Annotated in this window: 15 protein-coding genes and 1 pseudogene; 6 read left to right on the top strand and 10 right to left on the bottom strand. The window is 70.2% G+C overall.

Going from position 1 to position 14,149, the window contains the following annotated elements; translation table 11 throughout:
- The 5 genes and pseudogenes from Q0L15_RS20380 to Q0L15_RS20360 form a co-directional block, all read left to right on the top strand.
- A pseudogene (locus tag Q0L15_RS20380) lies at positions 1-690 on the top strand (RNA degradosome polyphosphate kinase); the annotation flags it as partial.
- A 143-nt stretch (positions 691-833) separates the two neighbouring features.
- Entirely contained in the window at positions 834-1,451 is a 618-nt protein-coding gene (locus Q0L15_RS20375) for a DUF47 family protein (RefSeq protein ID WP_296606487.1), read from the top strand.
- A gap of 6 nt (positions 1,452-1,457) precedes the next feature.
- Complete coding sequence (locus Q0L15_RS20370; RefSeq protein ID WP_296606485.1) at positions 1,458-2,456, top strand: inorganic phosphate transporter; 999 nt, start codon at positions 1,458-1,460, stop codon at positions 2,454-2,456.
- 231 nt (positions 2,457-2,687) lie between these two features.
- Positions 2,688-3,332 (top strand): hypothetical protein, encoded by a 645-nt coding sequence (locus Q0L15_RS20365; RefSeq protein WP_296606483.1) that lies wholly within the window; start codon positions 2,688-2,690, stop codon positions 3,330-3,332.
- Between the two features lie 40 nt (positions 3,333-3,372).
- On the top strand, positions 3,373-4,362 hold the full coding sequence (locus Q0L15_RS20360; RefSeq protein ID WP_296606481.1) for a signal peptidase I: 990 nt from the start codon (positions 3,373-3,375) through the stop codon (positions 4,360-4,362).
- Positions 4,363-4,380: 18 nt separating this feature from the next.
- Here the strand turns inward: Q0L15_RS20360 and Q0L15_RS20355 are convergent, their stop codons facing one another.
- The 6 genes from Q0L15_RS20355 to Q0L15_RS20330 all read right to left on the bottom strand — a co-directional run bounded on the left by Q0L15_RS20355 (position 4,381) and on the right by Q0L15_RS20330 (position 10,450).
- Entirely contained in the window at positions 4,381-5,151 is a 771-nt protein-coding gene (locus tag Q0L15_RS20355; protein ID WP_296606480.1) for a response regulator transcription factor, read from the bottom strand.
- A gap of 189 nt (positions 5,152-5,340) precedes the next feature.
- Complete coding sequence (gene pstB / locus Q0L15_RS20350; RefSeq protein WP_296606478.1) at positions 5,341-6,120, bottom strand: phosphate ABC transporter ATP-binding protein PstB; 780 nt, start codon at positions 6,118-6,120, stop codon at positions 5,341-5,343.
- A 53-nt stretch (positions 6,121-6,173) separates the two neighbouring features.
- The gene (gene pstA, locus Q0L15_RS20345; RefSeq protein WP_296606477.1) at positions 6,174-7,247 is read right to left on the bottom strand and encodes a phosphate ABC transporter permease PstA; all 1,074 of its coding nucleotides are present in this window, start codon (positions 7,245-7,247) and stop codon (positions 6,174-6,176) included.
- Positions 7,248-7,250: 3 nt separating this feature from the next.
- Positions 7,251-8,183 carry a phosphate ABC transporter permease subunit PstC gene (gene pstC / locus Q0L15_RS20340; protein ID WP_296606475.1) on the bottom strand — a complete coding sequence of 311 codons (933 nt, stop codon included), beginning with the start codon at positions 8,181-8,183 and terminating at the stop codon, positions 7,251-7,253.
- A gap of 120 nt (positions 8,184-8,303) precedes the next feature.
- Entirely contained in the window at positions 8,304-9,416 is a 1,113-nt protein-coding gene (gene pstS, locus Q0L15_RS20335) for a phosphate ABC transporter substrate-binding protein PstS (RefSeq protein ID WP_296606474.1), read from the bottom strand.
- Between the two features lie 170 nt (positions 9,417-9,586).
- Complete coding sequence (locus Q0L15_RS20330) at positions 9,587-10,450, bottom strand: NUDIX hydrolase (protein ID WP_296606473.1); 864 nt, start codon at positions 10,448-10,450, stop codon at positions 9,587-9,589.
- A 42-nt stretch (positions 10,451-10,492) separates the two neighbouring features.
- Here Q0L15_RS20330 and Q0L15_RS20325 point away from each other — a divergent pair, with 42 nt between their 5' ends.
- Positions 10,493-11,563 (top strand): hypothetical protein, encoded by a 1,071-nt coding sequence (locus Q0L15_RS20325; RefSeq protein WP_296606471.1) that lies wholly within the window; start codon positions 10,493-10,495, stop codon positions 11,561-11,563.
- Between the two features lie 73 nt (positions 11,564-11,636).
- Here the strand turns inward: Q0L15_RS20325 and Q0L15_RS20320 are convergent, their stop codons facing one another.
- The 4 genes from Q0L15_RS20320 to Q0L15_RS20305 all read right to left on the bottom strand — a co-directional run.
- Entirely contained in the window at positions 11,637-11,933 is a 297-nt protein-coding gene (locus Q0L15_RS20320; RefSeq protein ID WP_296606470.1) for a metal-sensitive transcriptional regulator, read from the bottom strand.
- A gap of 54 nt (positions 11,934-11,987) precedes the next feature.
- A complete protein-coding gene (locus tag Q0L15_RS20315) occupies positions 11,988-12,152 on the bottom strand; it encodes a hypothetical protein (RefSeq protein ID WP_296606469.1) in 165 nt (54 codons plus the stop codon).
- Positions 12,153-12,438: 286 nt separating this feature from the next.
- The gene (locus Q0L15_RS20310; RefSeq protein WP_011757695.1) at positions 12,439-12,642 is read right to left on the bottom strand and encodes a cold-shock protein; all 204 of its coding nucleotides are present in this window, start codon (positions 12,640-12,642) and stop codon (positions 12,439-12,441) included.
- 279 nt (positions 12,643-12,921) lie between these two features.
- On the bottom strand, positions 12,922-14,149 hold a 1,228-nt coding region (locus tag Q0L15_RS20305; RefSeq protein ID WP_296606463.1), incomplete at its 5' end, for a HAMP domain-containing sensor histidine kinase.

Genomic DNA, 14,149 nt, shown 5'->3' with positions numbered 1-14,149 from the left:
GGCACCGGCAACTACAACCCGAAGACCTCGCGGATGTACGAGGACCTCGGCCTGATCACCACCAACGAGCGGATCGGCGAGGACGTCGCCCACCTGTTCAACAACCTGTCCGGGTGGTCGCGCAACGCGACGTACGACGAGCTGCTGGTCGCCCCCGACTCGATCCGCACCGGGCTGATCGACCAGATCCACGCCGAGGTCGCCCACCACCAGGCCGGACGGCCGGCACGCATCCGGCTCAAGGCCAACTCGGTCGTCGACGAGGCCGTCATCGACGCGCTCTACCTCGCCTCGCAGGCCGGGGTGCCGGTCGAGCTGCTCGTGCGCGGCATCTGCGCGCTGCGGCCGGGCGTCCCGGGGCTCTCGGAGACGGTCACCGTGCGCTCGATCCTCGGGCGCTTCCTCGAGCACAGCCGGATCTTCTGGTTCGAGAACGGCGGGGAGCCGCGCGCCTGGATCGGCTCGGCCGACATGATGCACCGCAACCTGGACCGCCGGGTCGAGGTGCTGGTGCGGCTGCCCGGCGACGACAGCGTCGAGCAGGTGGGCCGGCTGCTCGACCTGGCCTTCGCGCCCGACACCAGCGCGTGGGAGCTCGACAGCACCGGCGTGTGGCACCGCAACGACGGGACCACCCACCTGCAGGAGTCGCTGATCGAGGCACAGCGGCGGCGGCGTACCTCGGTCTGAGCCGGCGCCCGAATTCCTCCCGGCCCCCGCCTAATCCGGGGCCGGATCGCGGTGACCGACGTCGCGCGGCCCTCGCTTGCGCGATTCGGCGCGCGACCCCCTAGTCTGTTGCGCGTTCTCTTCCTCCTCAGCAGGAGTTACCCGTGGGTTTGAGATTCCGACCCGTTGACACGTCGTTCTACGACCTGTTCACCGAGTCCGCGCAGCACCTGGTCACCGGGTCCGCACTGCTCGCCGAGATGCTCGGCGAGGGCGCGAACCACGAGGACGTGGCTCGCCGTATGCGCGAGGCCGAGCACAACGCCGACGAGACGACGCACGCGCTGATCCGCAAGGTCAACTCGACGTTCGTGACGCCGTTCGACCGTGAGGACATCTACGCGCTCGGGTCGGGCCTCGACGACGTCATGGACATGATGGACGAGGTCGTCGACCTGATCCTGCTCTACGAGGTCAAGGTGATGCCGCCGGAGGTCTCGACCCAGGTCGAGGTGCTGCAGCGCTGCGCCGAGCTGACCGCGGCGGCGATGCCGAACCTGCAGTCGATGCAGTCGCTCGAGGAGTACTGGATCGAGGTCAACCGCCTCGAGAACACCGGCGACCGCAACCACCGCCGTACGCTCGCGAAGCTCTTCAGCGGTGAGTTCAAGACCATCGAGGTGCTCAAGCTCAAGGACATCGTCGAGTCTCTCGAGGAGGCGATCGACGCGTTCGAGAAGGTCGCCAACATCGTGGAGCAGATCGCCGTCAAGGAGTCCTGACCTCCCATGGACCTCGCGATCGTCATCGCGGTCGTGGTCGTCGCGCTGAGCTTCGACTACACCAACGGCTTCCACGACGCCGCCAACGCCATCGCCACCTCGGTGTCGACCCGCGCGCTCACGCCGCGGATCGCGCTCGGCATGGCCGCGATCATGAACTTCCTCGGCGCCTTCCTCGGCCAGGAGGTCGCGCACACCGTCAGCGGCGTCATCACGATCCCGGAGGACTCGCACGGCCTGGTGATCGTGATGGGCGGCCTGCTCGGCGCGATCGCCTGGAACCTCATCACCTGGTACTTCGGGCTGCCCTCGTCGTCCTCTCACGCGCTCATCGGTGGCCTCGTGGGCGCCGCGCTCGCCTCGGGGTCGACGGTCGAGTGGTCGGTGATCATCGACAAGGTCGTGATCCCGATGGTGGGCTCGCCGATCTTCGGCTTCATCGTCGCGTTCCTGCTCATGCTGGCGATCATGTGGATCTTCCGGCGGCGCAACCCGCACCGGGTCTTCCGCGGCTTCCGGCTGGCGCAGACCATCTCAGCCGCGGCGATGGCGCTGGGCCACGGCCTGCAGGACGCCCAGAAGACGATGGGCGTGATCTTCCTGGCGCTGCTCACCGGCGGCTACGTCTCCGAGGGCGACCCGCTGCCGCTGTGGGTGATCTTCTCCGCGGCCGGCGCGATCTCGCTCGGCACCTGGTCGGGCGGCTGGCGGATCATGCGGACCCTCGGTCGCCGGATCATCCACCTCGACCCGGCCCGCGGCTTCGCCGCCGAGACGGTCGCGGCCGGCGTGCTCTACACGACGGCGTTCGCCTTCCAGGCGCCGATCTCGACCACCCACACGATCACCTCCGCGATCATGGGCGCCGGCGCCACCAAGCGGTTCTCCGCGGTGCGCTGGGGCGTGGCCCGCTCGATCGTCGCCGCCTGGGTGCTGACCTTCCCGGCCGCCGGCCTCGTCGCCGCGGTCTGCTACTGGGTGCTCCACCTGGTCATCGGCCAGTAGGTCTGTCCGCCGTCGGGTGCCCACGCACCTGACGGAACTGTCGTTTGGGATCGCTCCCAACAGCAGATACGTCTGGTGCGCGCACCCCTCCCGGTCCGCCTTGCATTTCTCTTGCAGGAACCCACCACTTCGGCACGGAAGTGCCTTGTCGAGCGTGTCGCAGGCTGGTGCACGTCAAGGATGCACCGGCCGGGCGAAGCAGACCCGGTCACCCAGGGAAGGGAACCGGACATGCGCACTCGCAAGCACCTCACCAAGATCGCCGCCACCGTCGCACTCGTCGCCGGCGCCGCCGGCGTCGCGGGGGTCGGCACGTTCGGCGCGTACACGGACACGACCACGGCGGATATCGCGGTGAAGTCGGGCAAGGTCAGCGTGTTGCTAAACGGCGACCCCGAGGGTGCCGGTCTGGACGTGACGGACATGGCGCCCGGCGACCGCATCAACATGCCTCTCACCCTCAGCCGTGCCTCCGACTCGCTCGAGCTCGCGGACCTCACCCTCGCAGCGGCGGCGACGGGCGATCCCGCACTTGTCGGCGACCTCCGGATGAGCATCGACATCTGTACCAAAGAGTGGGCTGCCCCTACCTTCGAAACCTGCACGGGAACGCTGGTCCCGCCGGCAGTGAAGGACGTTGCGCTGGTTAACGGCTCGTTCGGGAACTGGGCCCAGCAGTTCGGATGGGTGACGGCACTCAACAAGAACCAGTCCATCTTCGCTCGGGCAAGCATCTCGCTCTATTCGCGACCGGAAGGTGATCCGCTCGCCAACGCTTCGGCCGACAAGGCTGCCCACATCGTGTGGACATTGAAGGGCATCCAGCGCACCGGCCGGACCACTGGTGCTACCCCGGTCGGGCTGACCAACTCCTGACCACACCTGACACCCGACCCGCCCCACGAGAGGAGCAGCCATGACCATCAGCGTCGCCGATGTCATCGCCTTCCCGCGGGGTGGTCGGGCGTCGGTCCAGCCGCGCCACCGTGCCGCGTGGGGGACGGCACGGCGGTCGCGGCTGGACCGCGTCGTCAGCGCACTGCTGACCGTGATCCTGGTCGGTGGCCTGGTGGCCTTCGCCGGGCTGGCGCTGGGCCCGCGGATCCTCGGCTACCGCACCGCCACGATGCTCACCGGCAGCATGGCCGGCACGATCGACCCCGGCGACGTGATCGTCTCGGTGCCGAAGCCGGCGGCCGAGGTCGAGGTCGGTGACATCCTGACCTTCCACGCCCCGGTGCCCGACCAGCACGTCGAGACCCACCGGGTCATCACGGTCAAGCACACCGCCGACGGCCGCACGATCATCCGCACCCAGGGCGACGCCAACGCCGAGCCCGACCCGTGGAAGGCCACGATCACCGGCGACACCGTGTGGGAGACCGTGCACGTCATCCCCAACATCGGCAACGCCGTGCGCGTGCTGCGCACCCCGGTCGTCCGACACGGGCTGTTCTGGCTCGCGCTCGGCGGGCTCGTCGTCCTCGGCTCGAGCCTGATCTGGGCCCGCGACGAGAACGGGACCAGCGACGACCCGAGGCCCGAGGCCCTCGACGGCGCCGCGCTCGAGCAGCTGGCCGAGGACGTCGAGGACGCCGCCTATCCGGCGACCTTCGCGGCCCGCTACCAGGAGCTGCTCCCCCGCCGCCTCGACCGGATCAGCACCGCGCTCGGCTCATCGGAGCACGCCGACCTCGACGCCGCGCTCGAGGCCTCGCTCAGCCTCAAGGTCGCCTCGACCACCGTCGGGGCCCGCGAGCTCGAGGAGCTCGCCGGAGTGATCGAGCTCAGCGTCCGGCGCCACGACGTCGCCGCGGCGCGCAGCCTCGCCGACGGCCTCCCGTACGCCGGCCGCCGGGCCGACCGGGCGCTCGCGACGTACCTCGCCGAACGGCACGCCGGGTGATCGGCTGCGAGCTCGGGCTCAGCCGGCGAGCATCCGGTAGCCGACGCCGCGGACGTTCTCCACGAACCGCGCCTGGCCCCGCCGGTCGCCGAGCTTGCGGCGCAGGTTGCCCATGTGCACCTCGACGAGATGGGTCTCGTCCCAGCCTCCGCCCCACACCTCCTCGAGGAGCAGGGCCCGGGTCCACACGCGGGTAGGCGAGCTCATCAGCGTCGCCAGCAGGCTGAACTCGGTCGGGGTCAGGTCGACGAGCTCGCCGTGGCGCCACACCCGGTGCGCGTCGACGTCGAGCACCAGGTCGCCGTGCCGCAGCACCTCGTGGTCCGCCGGCGGCACCGCGGCGGCCGGCGCCACGGTCTCCGGCACCAGGTGCAGGCGCCAGGGTCCGTCCGCGTCGAGCGGCTGCTGGACGGGTGCCGCAGCAGCCGTCGGAGCCATCCGCCGCGGGCGCCGGAACAGCACGTTGACCCGGGTCTTGAGCTCGCGCACGCTGATCGGCTTGGTGAGGTAGTCGTCCGCGCCCGTCTCGAGGCCGATCAGCCGGTCGATCTCCTCGCCGTACGCGGTCACCATGATCACGTAGGCGTCGGTGGTCGGCCGGATCCTGCGGCACACCTCGAGGCCGTCGATGCCCGGCAGGCCGACGTCGAGGGTGATCAGGTCGGGGTCGGTCTCGGCGACCGCCTCGATGCCGGCCAGGCCGTCGCCGGCGATGCGCACCTCGAAGCCCTGGGAGGTCAGCGCGACCTCGAGGAGCGACGCGATGTCCGCGTCGTCCTCGATCACCACCGCGCGCCGAAGGGTCGGCTCACACGCCCCCATGTGGAGGACCATCGGCCGCCCGACAGCCGACCTGAGCGGTCGACCTCCGACCGGACCAGACCAGTGCGGCGCCGGCGCACGCACCTGACTCATCGGTCCCCGATCGGCTCCGGGAGCGACACCTACGTCAGGTGCGTGGGGAAGCCGCGGCCGAGCTCAGCCGAAGCGACCCGAGATGTAGGCCTCGGTCGACTCCTCGTCGGGGTTGGTGAACATCTTGTTGGTGGGGTTGAACTCCACGAGGTGGCCCGGCTCGCCGGCGGCCTTGAGGTTGAAGAAGCCGGTGTCGTCGGAGACACGGGCCGCCTGCTGCATGTTGTGGGTGACGATCACGATCGTGTAGTCGGTCTTGAGCTCGTGGATCAGGTCCTCGATCGCCGCGGTCGAGATCGGGTCGAGGGCCGAGCACGGCTCGTCCATGAGCAGGACCTGCGGCTCGACCGCGATCGCGCGAGCGATGCACAGCCGCTGCTGCTGGCCGCCGGACAGGCTCATGCCGGGCTTGCTCAGCCGGTCCTTGACCTCGTTCCAGAGGTTCGCGCCGCGCAGTGACTTCTCCACCAGCGCGTCGGCGTCGGACTTCGACATCCGCTTGTTGTTCAGGCGCTTGCCGGCGAGCACGTTCTCGTAGATCGACATCGTCGGGAACGGGTTCGGGCGCTGGAAGACCATGCCGATCTGGCGGCGTACGGCGACCGGGTCGATCGACGGCTCGTAGAGCGACTGGCCGTCGACCATCACCTTGCCCTCGACGCGGGCGCCGGGGATCGCCTCGTGCATCCGGTTCAGCGAGCGCAGGAACGTGGACTTGCCGCACCCCGAGGGGCCGATGAACGCGGTCACCGAGCGCGCCTTGATGGTCATGGTGACGCCCTCGACGGCGAGGAAGTCGCCGTAGTAGATGTTGAGGTCGGAGACGTCGATGCTCTTGGCCATGGGGTGTGCTTCCTCGTTCTCTCGTGCTGCTTCAGGTGCGCCGGTCGAGCCGCTCAGCGGCCGGTCTTGGGGGCGAAGAACCCGCCGACCACGCGGGCGACGATGTTCAGGAGCATGACGATCGCCACCAGGACGAGGGCGGCGCCCCAGGCGTAGTCGGCCATCGCGTCGGCGTGCAGGCCGGGCTCGGTGATGGAGTAGAAGATGAACACCGGGAGGGTGGCCATCCGGTCGCTGAACGGGTTGAAGTTCGTGCCGGTGGTCAGGCCGGCGATGATCAGCAGCGGCGCGGTCTCGCCGGCCACGCGCGCGACGGCGAGCGTCACGCCGGTGACGATGCCCGCGACCGCGGTCGGGAGCACCACCTTGGTGATCGTGCGCCACTTCGGCACTCCGAGAGCGTACGACGCCTCGCGCAGCTCGTCGGGCACCAGCTTGAGCATCTCCTCGGCCGCGCGCACCACGATCGGCACCATCAGCACCGAGAGCGCCACCGCGCCGCCGACGCCCATCCGGACGCCGGGGCCGAAGAACAGCGCGAAGAGGGCGTAGGCGAACAGGCCGGCCACGATCGAGGGGATGCCGGTCATCACGTCCACCAGGAACGTGATCACCCGCGCGAGCGTCGACCCCTTGCCGTACTCCACCAGGTAGACCGCGGTCAGGACGCCGATCGGCACCGAGATCACCGTGGCGAGCGCGGTGATGATCAGCGTGCCCATGATCGCGTGGTAGATCCCGCCGCCCTCACCGAGGACGCCGCGCATCGAGTTGTTGAAGAACTGGCTCGACAAGATCCCGAAGCCCTTGCTGACCACGGTCCACACCAGCGACACCAGGGGGACCATCGCCAGCGCGAAGGCCGACCACACCAGCAGGGTCACGCCGCGGTCGACGGAGCGGCGGCCGCCCTCGACGGCACGCGACCACAGCGGCAGGCCCACCATCAGCAGCAGCCAGCCGACGAAGATCGCGGCGACCCAGCCGATGACGCCGAGCAGCGCGAGCAGGGCGGCGAGCCCGCCCGCGATGAGGACGGCGAGCAGGGGCGCCTGCCGCGGGAGCGACGCACCGGTCAGCGGCATCGCCTGCCGCTCCGGGGCGCCTGCGGTCTGCAGGTCAGCCATGGCTCAGCCCTTCCGGCCCCGGGCCGCGATCGAGCGGCCCAGGAAGTTGACGGCGAACGTGATCACGAACAGCACCAGGCCCGAGAAGATCAGGGTGTCGATCTTCGAGCCGGACGCGTTGCCGAAGTTCAAGGCGATGTTCGCGGCGATCGTCGAGGAGCTCTGCTCGGCGGTGATCAGGTTGAACGACACGATCAGCGTCGGGGCGAGCACCAGCGCGACCGCCATGGTCTCGCCCAGCGCGCGACCCAGGCCCAGCAGCACCGCCGACACCATGCCGGAGCGCGCGTAGGGGAACACCGCGAGCCGGATCATCTCCCAGCGGGTGGCGCCGAGGGCCAGCGCGGCCTCCTGGTGCATCTTCGGCGTCTGGGCGAAGACCTCGCGGCAGATCGCGGTGATGATCGGCAGCGCCATCACCGCCAGGACCAGGCCGGCGGTGAACATCGTGCGTCCGGAGTTGGGGACCGGCCCCTCGAAGAACGGGATCCAGCCGGCGTGGTCCTCGAGCCACTTGTAGACCGGGACCATGTTGAGCGCGAGGAACTGGATGCCCCACAGCCCGTAGACGACGCTGGGGATCGCGGCCAGCAGGTCGATCAGCCAGCCGAGGACCTTCGCGACCGGCCGCGGCGCGTAGTGGCTGATGATGAGCGCCACCCCGATCGCCAGCGGCGCGGCGACGATCATCGCGATCAGCGAGGCGAGCAGCGTGCCGAACAGCAGCGGCCAGACGAAGGCCCAGATGTTGTCCTTGCCGTACGCCGCTTCCCCGTGGTTGCCGAGCGCGGGCAGCCCCTGCTGCAGCAGGAACACCGCCACGCCGGCCAGCGCCAGCATGATGAGGATCGCCGACCCGCGGCTGATCCCGGCGAACACGGCGTCGCCGACGCGTCCGGTCGACTCCTCGGCGTCCACCACGGGTGGGGCGGTCACGGTCACTGCGTCTCCTGCTCGAATCGCTCATGTGGGCGAGGGCCGGGCCACGATCGGCGGCCCGGACCCTCGCCCTGATGGTGCATGGGTGCTGCTGGGTCGTGCTAGGTGGTGCTGGGGTCAGCCACCGATCGTGGCGACGATGTCCTGGGCCTTCTTGGCCAGGTCGGCCGAGAGCGGCGCGGAGCCGGCCTCGGCAGCCGCCTGCTTCTGCCCCTCGTCGCTGACGACGTACTCGGCGAACGCCTTGACGAGCTCGCCGGTCTTGGCGTCGTCGTAGGAGCCGCAGGCCAGCAGGTAGGAGGTCATCACGATCGGGTAGGTGCCGGCCTCCTCGGTGGTGTGGTCGAGGTCGAACACGAGCTGGGTGTCGGTGGCCACGTCGGCCTCCGGCGAGACCTCGAGGATCTTCGCGGCCGCCTCGGGCGACGGGGCGACGTACTCCTCGCCGACCTTGATGTTGGCCTGGCCGAGGTCGCCGGTCTGGCTGGCGTCGGCGTAGCCGATGGAGTACTCCGAGTTGCCGATCGTCTGGACGACGCCGGAGGTGCCCTTGGCGCCCTCGCCGCCGAAGTCGCTCGGCCAGGTCTCCACGACACCGGCGGTCCACACGTCGCCGGCGACGGCGTCGAGGTAGTCGGTGAAGTTCTCGGTGGTGCCGGACTCGTCGGAGCGGTGCACGGCGTTGATGCGCTCGGACGGGAGGTCGGCGTCGGGGTTGTCCTCGGCGATGGCCGGGTCGTCCCACTCGGTGATCTGGCCGGCCATGATGCCCGCGAGCGTGGCGGGCGAGAGGTTGAGGTCGTCCACGCCGGGCAGGTTGTAGGCGATCGCGATCGGGCTCACGTACGACGGCACCTCGATGACGGTGCCACCGCACTGCTTCTCCGCCTTGGACAGCTCGCCCTCGTCGTCGGTGAGGTAGGCGTCGCTGCCGGCGAACGGGAACGCGCCGGAGATGAAGTTCTCGCGGCCACCGCCGGACCCGATCGGGTCGTAGTTGACCGTGACGCCGGAGTTGGCGTCCTGGAAGCCCACGGCCCAGGCGCCCATGGCGGCCTGCTGGGCGGACGAGCCGCCGCCGCTGAGCTCGCCCGACAGGCTGCTGTCGCCGCTGCCGGAGCCGCCGCCCGAGCCGTTGTCGGTCTCGTTGTCGGCGCCGCAGCCGGTGAGCGCGAGGGCGAGCACGGCGATGCCGGGCACCACGGCCCGGCGGATGGAAGTGCGAATCACTTCTGAGCTCCTGATGTCTCGTCTATCTCTGACACCAGCGAAGTTAGGCAGCCGAGGTGGACGGATCCGGGGTCGTCGGTGAACGCGGAGTGAACTCGAATCGCCCAGTCGGGGACCGAGAATCGCTCACGAGACGGACATCACGTGAACAAGGCCGGGGGCGCTTGACCTCAGTGGATCTCGTGTACTTCGGTCGCTACGACCGCGCCCTGACGCAGGTGGGCCACGAGCATCGCCCCCGGGGCCAGCACCGGGTCCTGCAGACCGAGCGCGTCGAACACCGCCGGCAGCACCGGCCGGTGTGTGCAGAGCACCGCTCCCTCGACCCCCGCGGCGACCAGGTCGTCGACGACGGCGACCACCGACGAGGCGGTCGCGTCCTCCTCGGTGAGGCCGTCCTCGAGCTCGAGCTTCCAGCCGGTGGTGTCGGCGTAGGGCCCCACGGTCTCCACGCAGCGGGCACTGCTCGAGCTGACGATGCGGGTGACGTCGTACGCCGCCAGCACCGGCACCAGCCGCTGCGCCTGGTGCCGCCCCAACTGCACCAGCGGGCGCAGCCGGTCGTCCTGGCGCCACGCCTTGCGGGAGCGGGCCTCGCCGTGGCGCAGCACCACGATCGGGTGGGTCTTGCGGCGCAGCGGGCGCGCCTCGCGCAGCGTGTCGCGGTCGTGCTCGTAGGAGAGCTGCTCGAGCGCCTCGTCGTAGGAGAACCAGCGGACGTCGTCGATCTCGGAGTTGGGCCGGTAGCCGCTGACGTCGTCGAGGCCCACGACCCGGCCCGCCCAGTAGGACACCGACTTCATCCGACCGCCCGCCACGGCGTAGCGCTGAGCGGTGAGCGGCGGACCGAGCCGGACGTGCAGGCCGGTCTCCTCCTCGACCTCGCGCACGGCGGCCGCGGCGAGGTGCTCGCCGGGGTCGAGCTTGCCCTTGGGGAAGGACCAGTCGTCGTAGCGGGGCCGGTGCACGAGCAGCACCCGCTTGCCCGGACGAAAGACCACGACACCGGCGGCGAGCACGTCCTTCGCGGGCATGGCGCTAGTGTCACACCACCTCGAGCCGAACAGGAGACCCCGGTGCGCAGACGCCTCACGATCGCGGCGCTGGTCACGCTCGTGGCGGTGCTCCTGGTCGGGGCGGGGTTCGCCGGGCTGCGCTGGTGGGGGGAGGCCCACCGCAGCGACCTGGAGCGCGCGGCGTCGTACGCACCGGCGGACGCGCAGCGGCTCTCCTGGACCGACTGGGCGGGCGTCCGCGAGGCCGTCGGGTCCGCGGGGGCGCGGCTCGACGGCTCCTCGTCGACCGCGGAGCTGCAGGACTTCCTCGACGCCGGCTTCGACCGCGACCTCACCTCGACGTCAGCCCTGGTGCAGTCCGCGCCGGTGCTGCAGGAGCGGTTCGGCTTCTCCCCCGCCACCGTCGACTGGGAGCTGTTCAGCCAGTCCGAGGGCGGGGCGGTCGTGATCGTGAAGATGCCCGACGACACCGACTTCGACGCCCTGGCCGAGGACCTCGTGCGCGCCGGGTTCAGTCGACCGGCCGACGACGACGGCGTGTGGCTGGGCGGCGACCAGGTGCTGCCGACGCTCGGCGCCGACCTCACCCCCGAGCTCTCGTACCTCGCGCTGGACGCCGACCGGCACCTGGTGCTGACCAGCGACGAGGCCGACTACCTCGGCACGACCGTCTCGGGGCTCGGCGACGGCGACCTGCCCCGAGGAATCGAGGACGTCGTGACGGCCTCCGGCGACCCGCTGTCCGCGGCCGTCTACGACGGCGCGTACACGTGCTCGGCCCTCGCGATGAGCCAGGCCGACGACTCCGACGCCGCCCAGGGCGACCAGCTCGTCGAGGAGGCCGGAGGCGTCGACCCGCTCACCGGGTTCGCGATGTCGGTGCAGCCCGGCGGCGAGGTCCGGGTGGCGATGGCCTTCGAGTCCGATGACCAGGCCCGGCACAACGCCGACAGTCGCTCGACGCTGGCGAGCGGACCGGCCCCCGGCCAGGGCGGCGACTTCGCCGACCGGTTCTCCGTCGAGTCGGCCACCGCCGAGGGGCGCGTCGTACGCCTCGACCTGGCGCCCCGTGACGGCACCTACGTCCTCTCGGACCTCTCCACCGGGCCGGTGCTGTTCGCGACCTGCTGAGGGGCTCACGCACCTGACGTATCTGTCGTCAGGAGCGCGCCCGGACGACAGATACGTCAGGTGCGCGGGAGGATCAGGAGCGGACGAGGCGGGCGACGGCGTCGAGGACCTCGGTCATCTTCTCCTGGGCGGCAGCGTCGTCGTCGGAGCGGGCGGCGTCGAGGACGCAGTGGTTCATGTGCTCCTCGAGCAGGCCGAGGGAGACGGCCTGGAGGGCCTTGGTCATCGCGGCCACCTGGGTGAGGATGTCGATGCAGTACTTCTCGTCCTCGACCATCCGCTGCAGCCCCCGTGCCTGGCCCTCGATGCGGCGCAGCCGCTTGAGGTAGTCGTCCTTGCGGTGGATGTAGCCGTGCTGGTGCTCTGCCATACGACAACTATACCCCGAGGGGGTATGGTTCGGCCGAAGATCGGCGCCAGCGGCTCACGCCTCCTGGCGCGGCTCCGGGACGACCCCGAGGATCTGGTCGATCTCATCGGCCGAGAGGTGATCGTCGGACTCGCTCGCCGCGATGATCAGGTTGGTCGTGAGCTCGACCTCGCCCAGGAGATCAGAGTCCTCGAGGGTCACGTCGAACTGGTCGTGCACCTCATCACTCCTCATGCGCATACGGGGGACCCCCTCCTTCTGCCAAGCGTGCCCGAGGTCCAGGCCCCCCAAACCCGACCAACGAAAATCTGACCCGTCCGGGCCATGTGACATGCCCCGCACGTAGTCCTTCCTGCTAGTCCGTCGCCGACGCCTCGCCTGGCCCGCTCGCGGGCCGCCGGGACTCCGCCTGCGGACACCTCCAGAATGCCAGGAGGCCCCACCCGAACGGGTGAGGCCTCCTGCGAAGACCGTTCAGACCGGGGTCCGGGGTCTCCTGGGTGAATCAGATGGGGCGAACGTTCTCCGCCTGGGGACCCTTGGGACCCTGGGTGACGTCGAACTCGACCTTCTGGTTCTCGTCCAGGGACTTGTAACCCTGGGTCTGGATCGCCGAGTAGTGCACGAAGACGTCGTCGCCGCCGTCCTCCTGCGCGATGAAGCCGAAGCCCTTCTCCGCGTTGAACCACTTAACAGTGCCCTGAGCCATGTGCTCGATACTCCTTAGTCGGGGCGAGAACCGTCACTTCGACGGTCCGCACCAGATGCGGTGACACCGTCGCTCCGACTTGCGTGAGTGGCAGGCCCACGAAAGAAGAAACGCCGTTGGATCACAAACTCCGCGGGCGTCAGACCTGCTGGAACTTGCACCTGTTGCACTGCACAGGCTACCAATTCTCGGCGCCACGCCAACTCCCCAGACGGGGAAATCTCATCCGCTGCGGTGAAGGTTCTGCTACGGATGCGTGACAGGTGAGGAACGCGTCCCTCACGCGACCCCTTCCACGGCGCTCCCTGCCCCGGGTCCGCCCCCGGGTTCGGGGCCGGCCAGCGGTAGCGTCACGACGAAGCGGGCACCGCCTCCGGGCGCCTCGTAGCGGACCTCTCCGCCGTGCGCGGTGACCAGCGTGCGCACGATCCACAGGCCGAGGCCCACCGAGTGGGGCGAGTGGTCGGCGGAGGAGAACCGGTCGAAGAGGTGGTGGACGTCGGGCTCCGGCACGCCGTCCCCCTGGTCCTCGACCGCGATCTCGACGCCGTCGCCGAGCTCGCGTGCGCTGATGACCACCGGCGGGCGCCCGTGGCGCAACGCGTTGTTGACCAGGTTGTAGAGGACCTGCTCGACCCGCTGCGCGTCGACCTCCACCTCGAGCCGCGGGTCCACGTCGACCGCCACGGCGTCGGGCTGGGTCAGCTCGGCCACACGGTGGCCGATCGCGGCGACGGCCACGCGCTGCCGGTCCAGCACCAGCCGGCCGTGCTCGACGCGTTCGACCTCGAGGAGACCGGTCGCGAGCTGGAGCACCCGCCGGCTCTGCCGCATGGCCGAGGCGAGCAGCGGCCGGTACGCCGGGCTCAGGGTCGCGTCGTCCTGCAGGATCTCGATCGCCCCGGTGACCGAGGTCAGCGGGCTGCGGACGTCGTGTGCCAGGGTCGCCATCAAGGCACTGCGCCAGCGCTCGCGGACCTCGAGGTCGTGCCGGAGCGCACGCTGCACGCGGACGTGGTGGGCGATCAGCAGGCTCACGACGACGGCGATCGGGACCAGCACCAGCACCGAGAGCACCCGGCGCGTCGGTGCGTCGGTGAGCAGGAGCGACCCGGCGTACCCGAGGGCGGCCACGGGGACGGCGACGTACAGCCATCGGCGCCGGCAGTGCAGTCCGAACCACACGAAGACCAGGACGTAGAGCGGCCCGACGCCCGAGGCGTAGCCGTCGCCGGCCCAGCTGGTCGCCGCGAGCAGGAGCAGCATCGCGACTCCGGTCGCCACCGCCTGTCGCTCGCCGGCGTGCCCGCGCCAGCTGGCTGCCGGCCGAGCCCAGACGACTGCGGCCAGCGCGAGGTGGGCGGCCGCTGCGCCCACGATCGCAGCGGTGGGCACCTCTCTGTCGATCAGGGCGAGGAGCGTGACTCCGCAGGCCAGGAGAGAGATCACCGCGACGTGGCGGGCCGGGGTCCGGTCGTCGACCGTCGTGTCGAACTGCGCCATGGAT

Source organism: Nocardioides sp., from assembly GCF_024509035.1.
Classification (GTDB): domain Bacteria; phylum Actinomycetota; class Actinomycetes; order Propionibacteriales; family Nocardioidaceae; genus Nocardioides.
Note: the sequence above shows the minus strand (reverse complement) of the source record. Positions and strands in the feature narration are given on the sequence as shown.

Coding starts and splice junctions, on each gene's coding strand:
- Q0L15_RS20365 (WP_296606483.1), top strand. CDS start 2,688: ATGCGCACTCGCAAGCACCTCACCAAGATCGCCGCCACCGTCGCACTC.
- pstB (WP_296606478.1), bottom strand. CDS start 6,120: ATGGCCAAGAGCATCGACGTCTCCGACCTCAACATCTACTACGGCGAC.
- Q0L15_RS20310 (WP_011757695.1), bottom strand. CDS start 12,642: ATGGCTCAGGGCACTGTTAAGTGGTTCAACGCGGAGAAGGGCTTCGGC.
- pstA (WP_296606477.1), bottom strand. CDS start 7,247: ATGGCTGACCTGCAGACCGCAGGCGCCCCGGAGCGGCAGGCGATGCCG.
- Q0L15_RS20360 (WP_296606481.1), top strand. CDS start 3,373: ATGACCATCAGCGTCGCCGATGTCATCGCCTTCCCGCGGGGTGGTCGG.
- Q0L15_RS20320 (WP_296606470.1), bottom strand. CDS start 11,933: ATGGCAGAGCACCAGCACGGCTACATCCACCGCAAGGACGACTACCTC.
- Q0L15_RS20330 (WP_296606473.1), bottom strand. CDS start 10,450: ATGCCCGCGAAGGACGTGCTCGCCGCCGGTGTCGTGGTCTTTCGTCCG.
- Q0L15_RS20370 (WP_296606485.1), top strand. CDS start 1,458: ATGGACCTCGCGATCGTCATCGCGGTCGTGGTCGTCGCGCTGAGCTTC.